General features: G+C 46.4%; 12 protein-coding genes. 8 read left to right on the forward strand and 4 right to left on the reverse strand.

Translation table 11 applies throughout. The annotated features are described in order from the left end of the window. Nucleotides 1–130 precede the first annotated feature (130 nt). Nucleotides 131–3,163 carry an efflux RND transporter permease subunit gene (locus tag AAEO50_RS02765; RefSeq protein ID WP_341980167.1) on the reverse strand — a complete coding sequence of 1,011 codons (3,033 nt, stop codon included), beginning with the start codon at nucleotides 3,161–3,163 and terminating at the stop codon, nucleotides 131–133. A 397-nt stretch (nucleotides 3,164–3,560) separates the two neighbouring features. Then, nucleotides 3,561–3,701: a hypothetical protein gene (locus tag AAEO50_RS02770; RefSeq protein ID WP_341980169.1), complete on the reverse strand. Its 141-nt coding sequence runs from the start codon at nucleotides 3,699–3,701 to the stop codon at nucleotides 3,561–3,563. A 378-nt stretch (nucleotides 3,702–4,079) separates the two neighbouring features. On the opposite strand from AAEO50_RS02770, the gene AAEO50_RS02775 reads away from it, so the two are divergent. Beyond that, nucleotides 4,080–4,430 (forward strand): VOC family protein, encoded by a 351-nt coding sequence (locus tag AAEO50_RS02775; RefSeq protein WP_341980171.1) that lies wholly within the window; start codon nucleotides 4,080–4,082, stop codon nucleotides 4,428–4,430. A 153-nt stretch (nucleotides 4,431–4,583) separates the two neighbouring features. Here AAEO50_RS02775 and AAEO50_RS02780 read toward each other — a convergent pair whose 3' ends face one another. Beyond that, nucleotides 4,584–6,110, reverse strand: coding sequence for a glycine betaine uptake BCCT transporter (locus tag AAEO50_RS02780; protein WP_341980173.1), 1,527 nt, complete (start codon nucleotides 6,108–6,110; stop codon nucleotides 4,584–4,586). A gap of 966 nt (nucleotides 6,111–7,076) precedes the next feature. On the opposite strand from AAEO50_RS02780, the gene AAEO50_RS02785 reads away from it, so the two are divergent. Next, nucleotides 7,077–7,493 (forward strand): hypothetical protein, encoded by a 417-nt coding sequence (locus AAEO50_RS02785; protein WP_341980176.1) that lies wholly within the window; start codon nucleotides 7,077–7,079, stop codon nucleotides 7,491–7,493. A gap of 383 nt (nucleotides 7,494–7,876) precedes the next feature. Here the strand turns inward: AAEO50_RS02785 and AAEO50_RS02790 are convergent, their stop codons facing one another. Then, nucleotides 7,877–8,023 (reverse strand): hypothetical protein, encoded by a 147-nt coding sequence (locus AAEO50_RS02790; protein ID WP_341980178.1) that lies wholly within the window; start codon nucleotides 8,021–8,023, stop codon nucleotides 7,877–7,879. A 149-nt stretch (nucleotides 8,024–8,172) separates the two neighbouring features. On the opposite strand from AAEO50_RS02790, the gene AAEO50_RS02795 reads away from it, so the two are divergent. The 6 genes from AAEO50_RS02795 (at nucleotide 8,173) to AAEO50_RS02820 (ending at nucleotide 15,573) form a co-directional block, all read left to right on the forward strand. Beyond that, nucleotides 8,173–8,520, forward strand: coding sequence for a hypothetical protein (locus tag AAEO50_RS02795; RefSeq protein WP_341980179.1), 348 nt, complete (start codon nucleotides 8,173–8,175; stop codon nucleotides 8,518–8,520). Nucleotides 8,521–8,742: 222 nt separating this feature from the next. Next, nucleotides 8,743–9,630 carry an alpha/beta hydrolase gene (locus AAEO50_RS02800; RefSeq protein ID WP_341980181.1) on the forward strand — a complete coding sequence of 296 codons (888 nt, stop codon included), beginning with the start codon at nucleotides 8,743–8,745 and terminating at the stop codon, nucleotides 9,628–9,630. 124 nt (nucleotides 9,631–9,754) lie between these two features. Continuing rightward, on the forward strand, nucleotides 9,755–11,263 hold the full coding sequence (locus AAEO50_RS02805) for a phytoene desaturase family protein (RefSeq protein ID WP_341980183.1): 1,509 nt from the start codon (nucleotides 9,755–9,757) through the stop codon (nucleotides 11,261–11,263). Beyond that, nucleotides 11,247–12,647 (forward strand): aldehyde dehydrogenase family protein, encoded by a 1,401-nt coding sequence (locus tag AAEO50_RS02810; protein ID WP_341980185.1) that lies wholly within the window; start codon nucleotides 11,247–11,249, stop codon nucleotides 12,645–12,647. The genes AAEO50_RS02805 and AAEO50_RS02810 overlap by 17 nt, the downstream gene beginning before the upstream one ends. A gap of 74 nt (nucleotides 12,648–12,721) precedes the next feature. Further along, nucleotides 12,722–14,248: a phytoene desaturase family protein gene (locus AAEO50_RS02815; RefSeq protein WP_341980187.1), complete on the forward strand. Its 1,527-nt coding sequence runs from the start codon at nucleotides 12,722–12,724 to the stop codon at nucleotides 14,246–14,248. A 218-nt stretch (nucleotides 14,249–14,466) separates the two neighbouring features. Next, nucleotides 14,467–15,573 carry a glycosyltransferase gene (locus tag AAEO50_RS02820; protein WP_341980189.1) on the forward strand — a complete coding sequence of 369 codons (1,107 nt, stop codon included), beginning with the start codon at nucleotides 14,467–14,469 and terminating at the stop codon, nucleotides 15,571–15,573. The last annotated feature ends 112 nt before the right edge of the window (nucleotides 15,574–15,685 follow it).

Below are 15,685 nucleotides of genomic sequence, written 5' to 3' on the forward strand. Positions count from 1 at the left end.
TGTTAGAGGCACTCCGGTTCCACAGTGAAAAGCAGGGAAAGAATCGTCCCCGCTTAACATAATCAACCAAGCCCAGCCAATAAATCAGGCCGCCGAAAACACCCGGCGGCCTTCAACCTAATCTATATTCCTACTGAGCTATTTTTTCTTCTCTCTCCAATTGCTGAGCACGTTGTCGCTTCGATTTCCTGAAGTACAGCAATTCGTAGAACACCGGGACGACGACGAGCGTCAGAACAGTGGCGCCGGCAAGTCCCCCGATGACGACCACTGCAAGCGATTTGGATACAAGACTTCCTTCTTCTGCATGACCGAATAGAAGCGGAAGCATGGCACAGATGGTGGCAACCGCGGTCATGACGACAGGACGGAGCCGGGTTCCGCAGGCTTCGAGAATCGCGTCGCGGATGATCATCGTTTCTTCGTTCTGTTTGACGCGGTCGATCAGGACGATTGCGTTCGTGACCACGATACCGATCAGCATCAGCGCTCCGATGAGAGCGGTCGCGTCTGCAGGCACCCGGGCGATGAGCAGTCCGAGGACTGCTCCGATTGAGGCGAGCGGCAGCGTGATCAAGATGGCCAGTGGCGCTCTCAAGGTCTTAAAGGTCAGGACCATGATCAGGTATACAATCAGGATGGAGGCAAGCATGGTCATCCCAAGGTCTTTGAAGTCATCTGCCTGCTGGGCGGCTGCACCGCCGGTATCCAGGGAAACGCCCTTCGGAAGATCGATATCCTTGATCTTTGCAGCGATGTTTTTGGAAATGACCGAGAGTTCTTCCGGTTCCACTTCTGCCGTGATCCGGACATATAAGTCACCATCTTTATGGAGCACGGTGCTTGGTTTCTCTTCTTCCGTGATGGAAGCTACTTCGGTAAGCGGCTGGATGCCTGAACTTGTGGCGATCGTCAAGTCCTTCAAATCGGACAAGGTATCCGGATTGACACCGGAGTCCAGGAACACAGGGGTTGGTTCGTCATCCAGGGTGATGGCCCCGATCGGCTGCGGGTTCAGCAGGGAACGGATTTGCATGGCCGTTTGCTGGGCGTTCGCTTTCTCCGTATTGACGTTCACTGTGAAGACAGGCGACGTTTTCTCCTGGTTGCTCGAGATTTTTTTGACCCCATCCACATCTTTGATTCTATCCATAAGCGTTTCGGAAGTAGTCAAAAGTTCATCGGTGTCATTTCCGACCACGTCATACGTAATGCTTGAGTTGGATGATCCCCCAAAGATGGACGATGGTGACGCGGTGATGGTCACATCCTTTTCTTCTTTTTTCGTTTCATTTACATTCTCAATGAAGGCTTCAGCATCCCCATCTTCTTTCATGATGACGGTATAGAACACGGTGTCTGAATCACTCACGGCTCCGTATTGGGCATTTTCTTCACTTGAGCCGTACTGTGTAATCAGATGGTCGTACCCTTCAAACCCAGAAATTTTTTCTTCGAAGTCTGTCATACGCTGCTTCATGGTGTCTGCCGGCGTATCACTCGGGAACTCCATCGTGACAGAGACAAAGGAAGCATCATTCGCATTCGTTGCTGCTTTTGGCAGTGTGATGTAAAGGGCAATCGAACCGCCAAACACAAGAATGGCCAATAAGATTGGAACGAATTTATGATTGAGTGACCATCGCAGCACGTTCACATAGCGGTGAGGTGTGCGGTGGCTTGGCAAGGTTGTATTTTTCAGCATGCCGCGGCTCAACAATGGTACGACGGTCAAGGCTACAAGCAAAGAAGCAAGCAGCGAATACGTAACCGTCAATCCGAATGGAAGCAGGAATGCTTTTAACGAGCCGTTGACGAGTCCCATCGGCAGGAATACGGCCACGGTGATGAGAGTGGACGACGTGATGGCACGGGAAACCTCCATGGTGGATTGCACCACATTCTGTTTCGTGATCTTCTCATTCTGGCTGCGCCGGAAGATATTTTCGACGACGACGATGCTGTCATCGACCAGACGACCGACCGCGACCGCGACTCCGCCGAGCGTAAGGATGTTCAATGTGACTCCGGATAACCAGAGAAGGAAAAGCGTGATGCAGAGTGATAATGGAATCGAGACGGCGGTCACGAGCGTCGGCTTGAATTTTCTTAGGAAAAAAAGAATGACAAGCGTCGCGAACAATGCGCCAAGGGCTACTTCCCGCACCATGGTGTTCACCGAGTTCTCGACCATTTCCCCCGTTGTGAACAGGGCGGTTGCTTCGACCCCTTCATAGTCCTTGTTGATTTTATCTACCGTGTCTTTCACTTGTTCCCCGGCAGTTACGGCACTGGCGTCACTTTCTTTGAACAGGACGACGGCCAGGGCTTCTTTCCCGTTTACCCGGGTGATGATGTCTTCAGGCTTCCCTTTTTCAACGGTTGCGATGTCTTTCAATTTGACCGCAGGAGCATTCGGGACTTGCATCGGAACGGGCAGATTCTTCAGGGCCTCCACGGAAGTCAGATTGTCCGTGACGTTGATGGTACTCTTCTGACCATCGATCGTGGTGGTGCCGGCAGAGGCGGAAACATCCTGCCCCTGGAGCACGCCCATCACCGCGTTGACCGGGATATGTAACTCTTCCAGCTTGTCGTGGTCAAGATTGATTTGGATACGCGGGCTGTTTACTCCAGCGAAGCCTACTTGTGACAGGCCGGATTGCTTCTCAAACAACGGTTTGAACTCATCGTTGGCGAGATCAAGGTTCTGTTTCGTCAATCCGTCATCGAACGTCACCGATACCTGGCCGATCGGGATCATTGAAGTATTCAGCTGCGAGATCTGCGGTTGTCCCACTCCTTCAGGAAGGCGGATTCCTTTGATCGCATCCTCGACTTTATTCTTGGCTTCTTTCATGTCGGTTTTAGAATCAAAGTTGAGTGTGACCTGGGAATATCCCTCACCTGTAGTGGATAGGATCGATGTTTTTCCTGAAATGGATGTGACCGCCTGCTCCACAGGTTCAGTAATGGCCGTTGTCATGGAACCGGCGTCATAACCCTGTGCGAGGGTGACGACCGTAACTTGTGGATTGTCCGCTTCAGGCAAGAATTCCATAGGCAGACGGAAATAGCTGATGATACCGATAATCAATGTGATGACGACCAAAAGGCCCATGGCTGCCTTATTGCGAAACCCCCAGTTAATTAAAGCTTGCATGTGTTTCCCCCCTAATACTGATGTATTATTTTTCCTTCTTTTTAAAGATACTGGATTACTGACTGATTCACAGCCTCCTCCAGGCCAATCTTCATCTAAGACCTGAGGCTTAGTGCATCCTCCTTTACTTATGGATTGCCACAAAGTTCATTTTACTGAGCAGCAGGGCCTGGTATTCTTAAAAGCGTGTAAAAATTTTAAAAATCCCGCCTGTTTCTTTGATGTGAAAATATTCCTGTTACAATATAGTATTATAGACCTAATGGTAAGAAGTGGGAATACTGTATCGTTGGATTTTACGAAAATAGTAGAGTGCGAGCGGTTCTCATTCTATTTTTGTCTTTTTACAAGAAAAATAGCGGCATTGTCTTCAATAAGGTTCACTGTGCGACTGGATTCAGCTTGGAAAGTAAGTAGAAGTACCGCCGCCGGTTGCCCAAATTAAAAATACAATCCACTTTCCGCATTTACGTGCCACTTTTGGAAAATACGATCCACATTTCGCATTTACGATCCACTTTTGGAAAATACGATCCAATTTTCCCCTTTTTCAAGCAACTTGTCGAAAAATCTTTGGGACATAGGGACAGGGGAGAGTGGGGCACGGTCCGAGAAATAAGGATGGCAATCGCCCACTGAACTTTCGGTAAGGGCCGGTCCCGAAGGTTGAACTCCCGGCGGAGGATGAATAGATAACTCATTTAAGGTGCAGATAGTTTTGACGAGTGGAAATCTGAATTGTGGAGTGCATAATTAATAATATCGGGGCGATGACCTATGAGCGTAATTTCAGTTTAATTAACTAGAAGTTTATGAAAGAATCACTTGAGTAAGCTGCACTATTTTGAAATAATTGGTAGTGAGTGAAAAAAGAGATTTATGTTTTAAAAACAAATGGGGGAGAGGAGAAATGATAATGTCAAAACCAATACTAAATCAAATCGGAACCACCTTCATTCCTGTGAGTGACATTGAAAGAGCGCGCGACTGGTATTGTGACATATTGGGGTTACCGGCAGATGGAGAGGTTTTATTCGGTCATTTGTACATACTGCCTATGAACGGAACGGATATCGTACTTGACAGCAAAATCTTTTCAGAGGAAACGATCTATAAAGCACCGCCTTTCCATTTCAACACAAATCATATCGAGGAAGCCTATGAGTATATGAAAAGCAAGAATGTAGAATTCACAACAGACATTGAAGGCAACTGGTTCAATTTTAAAGATCCGGACGGGAATCTTTTAATGGTTTGTCAATGTTAGTTGTCTGATGCGCGGGGACGGCTCCGCGCTTCATTTTTATTGGGCAACTGTAGAGGGAAGCCGACAGCTAACATAGCCTCCCCCGTCTTTTTAAAAACGAAAGAATTTTCGTGCAAAAAAAGACCTGCCCCATTTCCGGGACAGGCCATTTCCTTAGCCAACCTTTTGTGATTTATCCTTTTTATCCGTTTTCCAATGATTCTTTTGGATGTCATATTCTTTTCCAAGCTCCTTGACCAGTCCATAGCACATGACCAGCACGACGAATGTAAGCGGAAGTGCACTTACGATGATTGCCGTCTGAAGTCCTGCCAGGCCGCCGGATGCCATCAGAACAAGTGTGGCTGCGACCAGGATCAATCCCCATACCACTTTCACACCGTTAGGAGGGTTCAATTTCCCGCCTGTTGTGAGCATTCCAAGAACAAAGGTTGCGGAGTCGGCTGATGTGACGAAGAAAGTCGTGATGAGTGCCACAGTCAACACCGACAGAATCGCGCCGAACGGAAGATTTTGATAAACAAAGAACAGGGCTGTTTCCAGACTTTGTCCTGAAACATCCAGGCCCTTCACCATCTCGAGGTTGATTCCCGTTCCGCCGAATACTGTGAACCATAAGGCACAGACAACCGATGGCACAAGTAAGACCGCGACCGTGAACTCACGGATGGTACGTCCTTTGGACACACGTGCAATGAACATTCCCACAAACGGAGTCCAGGAAATCCACCAAGCCCAATAGAACACAGTCCAGCCTTGGGTCCAAGCTGCTTCATCCGCATTGAAAGGAGACAAGCGCAAGCCCATTTGAACGACATTTTGTAAATAGCTGCCCATGGTGGTGGTGAACATATTCATCAAGAATAGTGTGGGACCAAGTATGAGCATGGCAATAAACAATATGACTGCCAACGACATATTGATATTACTTAATAACTTGATACCTTTCGAAATGCCTGTAGTTGCTGAAACAATGAAAAGTACAGTGATGATCATCATGATCAGGAACTGGACGAAAAAGTTGTTCGGAATTCCAATCAGATATTCCAGTCCGGCATTGATCTGTTGAGACCCCAATCCTAATGATGCCGCCACGCCAAATAATGTGGCAAACACGGCCACAACATCAATTGTCTTACCGATTGGGCCTTTCACCTTTTCACCAATTACAGGATGAAGAGTCGCACTCATCAAACCAGGGGCTCCTCTGTTAAACTTCTGATAGGCCAGTGCCAATGCGACGATGGCATAAATCGCCCAGGCATGCAGTCCCCAATGAAGCCAGGTATATCGCATTCCCATAATTCCCGATTGCGCCGTCCCGCCTTCTCCTGCAGGTGGCGAGGAAAAATGAGAGATGGGTTCAGAGACACCGTAAAATAACAAACCGATTCCCATCCCGGCCGAAAATAACATCGCAAACCAAGTCGGTCGGCTGAATTCGGGTTGTGAATCTTCTTTTCCTAATTTGATTTTTCCATATTTACTGAAAATCATAAACACGGCAAATATAAGGAAAAAGGTGGCGACCAGCTGATAAAACCAGCCGAATTTCTCAAGTACAAATCCTTTTGCTACTTCCATTGCAGATCCCAATTGTTCAGGTATCAATACCCCTATCAGGACGAAAATCACTGCAATTCCTACCGAGATCCTAAAAACGGACCTGTCCATTTGCATCAATCCTTTACTACTTTAATAGATAATTCTAAGTACTTAGCACAACTATCTATTAAACCATAAATTGAAAAATTAGAAAAAGAGCTGTGGCTTTCATATTTCGTCAAATTTCGCGGTATTCAACATGGAAACCAATTCATCCTTGTTAGCTATACAATTACTAGGGGATGGTGGTGAATGCTCACTCATTCTCCAACTGAAAACTCATTCACTGTCACAAACCAATCCTTTTCTTCAGTCCGGGACAAGAGGACAGGGTCATTGTCCCAGGTCGGCCAGGGCCGGTTCTTTCTATATTCCTAGTATTTTACAAATTTTATGGTAAACTATTCAAAGAAAATAGAATATTTATTAAAAAAGGGGCTGAAATCAGTGTTTCTGAGAAAAACGATAAAGGCAGAGAAGAGCCCTTTAAAAAAATCAATCCTGCTAACAACCAATCTGATTTTATGGATCATCTTACTTTCAGTTCTCTTTCTGTTGGGAAATTTTTTTTTGAATGTAAGTACATATGGTGTGGAGATAAGCATGAGAAGTACGGCTATTACGTTTGAAATGTTATCAAAACCTCTTTTTTCTCCATTGATATGGTCTTCGTATCCAGAAAGTACCGTTTATCATTTTGTGATTAACATTAGTGTATTTTATTTTGTATTCAGCTTTGGATTTTGGTTGAGACAGCATTATAAAGTGACGGGCACGATTTTATGTCTGATTTTCATTATCGCCGCGGGTATTTGGTATTATGTATATATTTTAAGCAATGCGGTGATTTAATTGCTATTTTCTCTGAGAAAATTGTTCATGATTAAACAAAATAAGGATTCTATTTTAAGGTGAAGAGAGTTTATATGGTCATCTATACATATTGCCCGGTAACTCGTCTTCACTAACCGGTGGTCCTGCCAGCAAGAATCACGACAATTTCTTTATTCAAAGAAATTTATGGATTAGGAGGCTATCAGTGTGCATCCAATAACCGTAATAGAAATTTTAATATCTGCTGCTTTTATCCTTATTCTTTTTGTCATCGTATTTCTATTACCAAAAATGATAAGAAGATTGAGTATCATTGCTGCATCCTCAATCACTGTACTATTGCTTTCATTCTTTGCCATTCGACCCTATTGGATTGATTATCAGGTATCCAAGAAGACGGAACACCTAAATCATTATCTTGAGGGAAAATACCCCGATGAAGAGTGGGAAATTAGCCGTAATAAAGGCAGGCAATACAACCCTTATCATTTAAGGGTTGAGTTCGAAAACGAAAAAGGCTGGATGTATACTTACTCAGTGGCAGATGAAAAGAATATCTGTCAAAGCGTTTGGACACCCCCGGAGGGCAGTCTCCCGAACGAAGGGGAACATTTTGAACGCTAGGAATGTGATTGAATTTAGACTAAAGTTGAAGTTCGGCCAGCAGTTTTTCTTAGGTTAGTTTAAAAAATGATTTAATAAAGTGGGGGCCACCCTGCTTTTTTTAAAACATGAAAAAAAGAGCCTCTTTATCAAAAAGCTTCCCTGAAACGGCTGGATTCACCGAGAAAAGGGATTAGGCACGTCCCGGGTCACCCAAATTCCTCTGCTTTTTAAATTACAAGCCACTTTCCGGATTTACGGGCCACTTTTTAGAAATACAAGCCACTTTTTTCATTTATCGACCAACTTGTCAAAAATCTTTGGGTCAAATAGGGGCCAGTCCCCGAGCCAGGTGCAGCTTTAGCGTAACAGGGGGCAGGTCCCAACTAGCGGAGCCTCTGCAATCAAAGATTATCGGTATTGATCCTTGGATAATCTTGTTTAAGAGCTGCTGCCGCCTTGGCATTATCATTGTGCCGATCGTTTTTATTTCCAATATCTGATGTACTGTATTTGTTGATGTCTCTGGAAGTTTTCTTTTTGTCATCCATCCTATCACCCCCTACCGGTAATATGCTCAATTTTCACTATGAAAATTTATATTTCTGGTGCCATCGGAAACAGGCCGGACTCCTTAATCAGGAATGTATTATGTGATATTGGAGACCCTTCTTAATAACAAGAAATGAGGAGTGGTCTTATGGATTTACATGGAAGTGAATTGAAAGACATGGCGCTGCATGCCATGCATACGCTAAAAGACAATATCACGGAAAGGTTTTATTCTATCGCTGATATTCCAAATTCTACAGTCCCGGAATTGGCTGAGTTTATCCAGCAGCACCCTGATACGCAGGTCACTAGGAAGCATTTACTCGGCAACAGTTACACTTTTTACAGACTGAATACGAACCACTATCAGTTTTACTTAGAGACCAGGGATGACCTGGTTTTACAACTCGATGGCTATTCAAATGGGAAGAAAATCGTTTCCCATCGATCTTATCGGGATTTTGATGATTTACATTCACCAATTAAATTGATGTGAGGATGGAGTGGGCTTTCTTATTAAGGAGAGCCTATTTTTTGTGGGAATTAACACTAAGAGGAGGAGGCTGTAGGCAGCTTCCATTCTTTTTGGATTTCCTGACTAGCAGCGGGGATCTGCTATCCGAAGAATGAATAGTGCGTACCCTAAAGCAGGGTTACGCATCTTTTCGTGGAATACATAGTAAATGGAAGAATTAACTTTAAAAGTGAGGTCACACCAATGTTCACTGCTATTGTTGCAAAAGTACTGCGCCTCCTGCCGAATCAGGCGAAAAAAACACCTATGCTTCCGCGGCAAGAGGTAGAGATGAAAAAAGATGTGTTGGTTGAAACATCTGTTCAGCCGACTCATATTTCCTTGTATTATCCGTTGGGAGCACAGCAGAAAAAGTTCCCTGTCTATATCAACTTCCATGGCGGAGCGTTCATCATGAATGAAAAGGAGATGGATGATCCTTATTGCCGCTTCCTGGCCAATGAAGCGGAATGTGTTGTTCTTAATGTGGATTATGCGAAAGCACCGGAGTACCCTTTTCCGAAACCGATAAAACAGGCCTATGACATTCTTCAATGGCTGAAGGGGAGGGCCGGTGAGTTGAATATTGATGAGGAAAAAATCATGGTTGGCGGACAAAGTTCAGGGGGGAATATCGCAGCCGCCCTCTGTCTCTACCTTGAAGAGAAAGGGGACGATCAGCCGCTGCTCCAGGTGCTGTCCTGCCCGATGCTGGATTTTGTCACTCCGCACGGCGATAAACCGGAACCGGATAAGTGGCGGTCCCGCTATCCTCAAGTGGCCCATTTTTTAAACATGTGTTATGTACCCGAAAAAGAACAAGCCATGCACCCTCATGCTTCCCCCGTTCGTGCTGAGGTGAGCGGCCGTTTAGCACCAGCCCTCATCCTCATAGCCGAGTTCGACGCATTCAGACCGGAAGCCGAATGTTATGCTGAGAAATTAAAAGCAGCAGGGGTAAGCGTCCACGATGAAAGATTCGACGGCTGTTCGCATGCTTTTACCCATCTGGGTCCAAAAGAAAGAGCGGAAGAGGCTTGGCAGTTGATTGCAGGGGAAATCAAAGCAGCGGCCGTATCATACAAACATTGAATCACCACCTTTGTAAAATGTGTTCTGCAGCACATCCAAAGTTTTTATGGAGGTTAACCAAGGGTAAAATAAGTGCTAAGATTACAGGCCATTTAATAAGAAAAAACTGATTTGCCGGAAGGAGATGCATGAGCAGTTGAAAAATAAAACCGTACTCATTATCGGAGGCGGACTCGGTGGACTGTCGGCTGCGATTTCACTTGCGCAGGCCGGATACGACGTCTCCTTATATGAAAAAAATAATCACATTGGCGGAAAGCTGAACCGGCTGGATCAAAATGGTTTCGGCTTTGATCTCGGCCCGTCCATCTTGACGATGCCGCAGATTTTTGAAAAATTGTTTGCAGCCAGCGGAAAATCGATGAAGGACTACGTCCAGATTGAGAAGCTGGATCATCAGTGGCGCTCCTTTTTTCCTGATGGAAATGTCATAGACTTATATGAAGAATTGAAGGATATGGAGGAGAAGAATCCGTCCTTAAGTGAAAAGGATATCCGTGAATATCAGAATCTGCTGGACTATTCAAAAACGCTTTATGACATGACGGATAAAACCTATTTTCAGCATGGTGTCGATCGGACGAGGGAAATCATGAAGCATACGGGTCTGTTCAGTGCGATTAAGAACTTTGATCTGTTTTCGACGGTTCACGGCGCGATTGACAAACGGATCAGCAATGAGCAGTTCCGCGATATGCTCTCCTATTTTATCAAGTACGTCGGTTCGTCCCCATACGATGCACCGGCCGTGTTGAATATGATGATTTACATGCAGCATGACCAGGGTGTCTGGTATGTGCCCGGCGGTTTGAACAAGCTCGCGGACGGCCTCGTGAAACTGGCGGAAGAAGTGGGCGTCAACTTCCACCTGGGCAGGCCAATCGTCAAACTTGAAAAGAAGGACGGCGAGATCACAGGGGCCGTGCTGGAAGACGGGACAACTCTGACGGCAGATTATTTTGTTTCCAACATGGAAGTCATCCCGGTTTATGAACGGCTGCTGGATGAAGACAGTCATTATATTAAAAAATTAAAAAAGAAATTCGAGCCGGCCAGTTCCGGGCTTGTGATGCATCTCGGTGTGAAAAAGAGCTATCCGCAGCTGCGCCATCATAATTTCTTTTTCGCAGAAAACATGAAGGAGCAAATGCAGTCGATCTTCCATCGCCGAGAACTGCCGGACGACCCGGTCATTTATCTGGTGAACGTCAATAAGACCGATCCGACACAGGCTCCTCCAGGACATGAAAATATAAAAGTGCTGCCTCATATTCCGTTTATCCAGGATAAAAACCCGTATACGCAGCAGGACTATGAACAATTCGCGGAGCGGACCCTGATCAAATTGGAAAAAATGGGCCTTGAGGGCCTACGCGAAAATATCGTCACAAAGGATATGTGGACACCGGAAGATATCAGAAGGACGTACGGCTCCGACCGCGGCGCGATTTATGGGACCGTGTCGGACAAAAAGAAGAATAAAGGATTCAAGCATCCGAAACAGAGTGAACGCTATGATAATCTCTATTTTGTCGGCGGGACGGTGAACCCGGGCGGCGGCATGCCGATGGTTACCTTGAGCGGCCAGCTTGTAGGGAAGAAGATTGTGGAGAGGGATGCAACTCATGCCTGAGGAGGCTTTTCTGCAGGCATTACCGGTAAGGCAGAGGGAGGATCTGTATTCAACAGGAAGCCCCTCACTTAAAACGCGTAAAGAACAGCTGTTGAAGCTGAAGACCATTTTATTGAAGCATGAAGAGGCATTTATGGAGGCCCTTCATTCCGATTTGGGAAAACCGGCATTCGAGTCGTTTTCATCTGAAATCGCCGTCTTATTGAACGAAATCGATTATGTATGCAGGCATCTGGCAAAATGGATGCGGCCGGTGCGGTCCCGGCATTTGAAAATGGGATATGTGGAAACGGTCAACAGAAACAGGCATCCACATGGGAGTGTCCTGATCATCGGTTCGTGGAACTATCCGCTCCAGCTTTCTTTGATGCCGGCAATCGGTGCAATAGCCGCCGGAAACCGATGCGTGATCAAACCATCCGAGCATGCACCGGCAACGGCCGGGCTGCTGGAAGAAGTCATGAATGCTGCCTTTACCCCTGAACAAGTAACCGTTGTGACAGGGGATGCAAGGACTGCGAGCCTGTTGACTTCATCACGTTTTGACCTGATTTTTTTCACAGGAAGCGGGGAGACCGGAAAACTCGTGGCCGAGCAGGCAGCTGGGCAGCTCACCCCGGTGATACTGGAGCTCGGCGGGAAGAACCCCTGCATCATTGATGAAAAAGGCTTTTCAGAAGCGGCTATCCGGGACATCGTCTGGGGGAAATTTCTTAATGCCGGACAAACCTGTATTGCACCGGACACCTTGTTTGTCCATGAGTCCATTTTTGAAAAAACGCTGAATGAACTTTCCGCTGTGATCTCCGCTTTCTACGGGGACCGGCCGCAGACGAACGGTGATTATGGCCGGATTTGTACCGATGCCCATTTTCAGAAGGTGCTCGAGTTTATCAGGCAGGGTGATGTCCGGCATGGGGGAACGCATGATCGCGACGATCGGTTCATCGCTCCGACCGTGGTAACGGATATGGACCCGGGAAGTCCGATTTTAGAAGAGGAGATCTTCGGCCCGGTCCTTCCCGTCATTCCGTATACGGATTTAAATACGTTATTATCCAGTGGAATGATCCAGCGGGATGCGCTTACCGGATATATGTTCAGTAAAGATAAGAATGGGATCCAGCTGTTCAAGGACCACATGCAGTCACCGACCATCAGCGTCAATCAAGTGATCCATCATGCCGCGAGTCCGCATATCGCGTTCGGAGGAAAAGGAAGAAGCGGCTACGGTGCTTATCACGGAAAGACTGGTTTTCTGGCGTTCAGTTATGAAAAAACAGATTACAGCGCGCATCATTTCATTCGTTTCCGGGGGAAGTTCCCGCCGTATTCGGAGCGGAATATGAAGGCATTGAAGAAGTTGAGGAAGTGGCTGTTGTAAGCGGAAAAGATTGGACACAATGGTACGTGTAGAGATTAAAGAACAAGGGTTTTGGAACTATCGGAGGGATGTACATGAGTAAGAAAGTTATTGTCATCGGTGCAGGTGTCGCAGGGCTTGCCAGTGCCATAAGATTGCAGCACGCGGGGTACGAGGTGGAAATCTATGAAAAAGGATCAAGGCCCGGGGGCAAAATGAACCGGATTGAACTGGATGGCTACTCATTTGATTTGGGGCCGAGTATCGTCATGATGCCGGATCTGTATCGGGAAATCTTTGAATTATGCGGCCGCGACCCTGATGAGTATATTCCCATGCAAAAATTGGACCCGATTTATCGAGCTTATTTCAGTGATATTCCCGACAAGCCTTTTGACATCTCCTCGGACCTTACCGAGCTCACAAAGACGATTGAATCGATCAGCGAAGAGGACACGGAAGGTTTTTTTCAATATCTGCATGAAATTTATAAACGCTTTGTCATCGCAAAGCATCACATCCTTCAAAGACCGTTCCGCAAGAGGTCTGATTTCTATAACCTTCCCATGTTGAAAAAAGCGTTGAAACTGAAGCCGTACGACACTGCCGATACGTTTATAGGGAAATATATCAAGAACGAACGGCTGAAGCAGCTGATCAGTTTTCAAACGCTGTACATAGGCATTTCCCCTCTTAAAAGTCCATCTTTTTACACCATGATCCCCATGATTCAATTTTTATATGGAGTATGGTTCATCAAAGGCGGCATGTATACGATGGCCCTTGGCATGGAGAGGCTCTTCAAGGAACTTGGAGGAACGATTCACTACGGTAAGGATGTGCAGGAAATAAACATTGAAAGTCGCAAGGCGGACGGAATCATCGTGGACGGCGAAAAAATGGCTTCGGACTATGTCGTCTGTAACGCAGACTTCCCATATGCGATGAAACATCTGGTGAAAGACAAGACGGCCAAAGGGAAATACACTGATAAAAAGATCGACAACATGAAATACTCCTGTTCGTGTTTTCTGTTATATCTCGGTATGGACCGGAAATATGAAGAAATCGAGCATGTACATAATTTTATTTTCAATGAAAACCTGAATCAGAATCTGGAGGACATTTTTGACGGAAAGAAACTGACGGATGCATCCTTCTATGTGTACATCGCTTCAAAAATGGATCCTTCCCTTGCACCCGAGGGGAAAGATGGATTGTATATCCTGATGCCCGTCTCGAATGTAGCATCTGCAAAGTATGAGTGGGACGAGGACACCATTTCTTATTACCGGAGCTACATTTTAAATGAACTGAAGAAAATCCGCGGCTTTGAAAACATTGAAAATGAGATTGTGACAGAAACGTGTACCACACCACGGGACTTTGAGTCGAAATTCAATGCCTATAACGGTGCGACGTTCGGGCTGCAGCCGAGCCTGGACCAAAGCAACCACTATCGTCCGCAAAGCAAGGCAACACATTGTGAAAATTTGTACTTTACCGGAAGCAGCACCCATCCCGGTGCCGGTGTCCCGATCGTGCTGTTATCGGCGAGGATCGCCGCACAGGAACTGGTACAGGATGATACAGGGGAGCCCTATGATTATTCGGTGAAATAACGGTTGATTTGGTGGAGTAGTGGCACGAAGATAAAGGTTAATCGGGTTGTGCGTTGATATGTGGATAAAGGCTGATCGGGTTGTGTGTTCACATGTGGATAAAGGCTAATCGGATTGTGTGTTCACATGTGGATAAAGGCTGATTGAGTTGTGTGTGGACATATAGTTAAAGGGTGATTGGGATTGTAGCTCACATATAGAGAAAGGAGGCAGGTTGTATGACAGCATCAGAAGTGATTAATCTCGCTATTGGTTTTCTGGCAGTGATGATCGGCATCATCATGTTCTGGTCTTTGCCGGTTCCCGGTTTCACCTCCAGAAAGACGGCCGGTCTCCCGTTTCTGTCCATCATCATCCCTGCCAGGAATGAAGAAGGCAGGATCTCACCTTTACTGCAATCTTTGCAGGAGCAGCGTTTCAAGCAATTCGAAATACTGGTTGTGGACGACGATTCATCGGATAAAACGGCTGCTGTTGCGGAAAGCTGCGGGGCGACGGTCCTGAAGAATAAGGGAGCAGGAAAGTCATCCGCCTGCTGGCTCGGTGCCGAGCATGCAAAAGGGAGCTGGCTGTTGTTTTTGGATGCAGATACTCGGTTCTCGAGTGTGGATGGAATAAGAAGTCTGCTGCATTTCTACCAGGAAAAAGGAGCCAGGGGCATCGTCGCGTTACAGCCATTTCATACAGTTGAGCGCTTGTATGAACACCTCTCCGTTGTCTTTAACATCATTGTTGTGGTAGGGATGAACCTGTTTACGATCTGGGGATCGCGGTTTAAGACCGCCGGCTCGTTCGGCCCGTGCATTCTATGCAACCGGGAAGATTATTTTTTGTCGGGAGGGCATAAAGGGATCGAAGGGGCCATCATGGATGATCTCGCCCTGGGGGAAGCGTTTCTTGATAAAGATCTCCCGGTCCGCTGCCTCGGCGGCAAAGGGATCATCTCCCTGCGCATGTACCCGGAAGGCTTGGGAAGCCTGATCGAAGGCTGGTGCAAAAGTTTCGCCGTCGGTTCCAAGTCTACCCATCCAGCCGTCATGCTGATGGTCATCATCTGGATTTCCGGCAGCTTAACCACTGCGGGGGCATTGATCACTTCTGTAATTGAACGGGACCCAGCCATGATGATTCTTAGTGGAGCATTGTATGTCCTCTATGCGCTTCAAACGGCGTGGTTTGCCCGCAGGGTCGGTGATTTCAGATGGGCGGTGTTTCCTTTTTACCCGGTATTGTTTTTGTTTTTTGCAGGGATTTACCTGTATTCCTTCATCCGGGTGAATGTTTTTCATTCGGTGAAGTGGAAGGGGCGGAAGATAAAGGTTTGAGTAGAGTGGGGACCGTTCCCGCTCTGGTTTTTGCTTTTAAGAAGCACGGAGACGGATCTGAATATTGTTCCCGCTTTATAGCAATACTAGCGAAAAAGAGGTTGCTGGAGTG

The organism is Rossellomorea oryzaecorticis, assembly GCF_038405515.1.
In the GTDB taxonomy this organism is placed as follows: Bacteria; Bacillota; Bacilli; order Bacillales; family Bacillaceae_B; genus Rossellomorea; species Rossellomorea oryzaecorticis_A.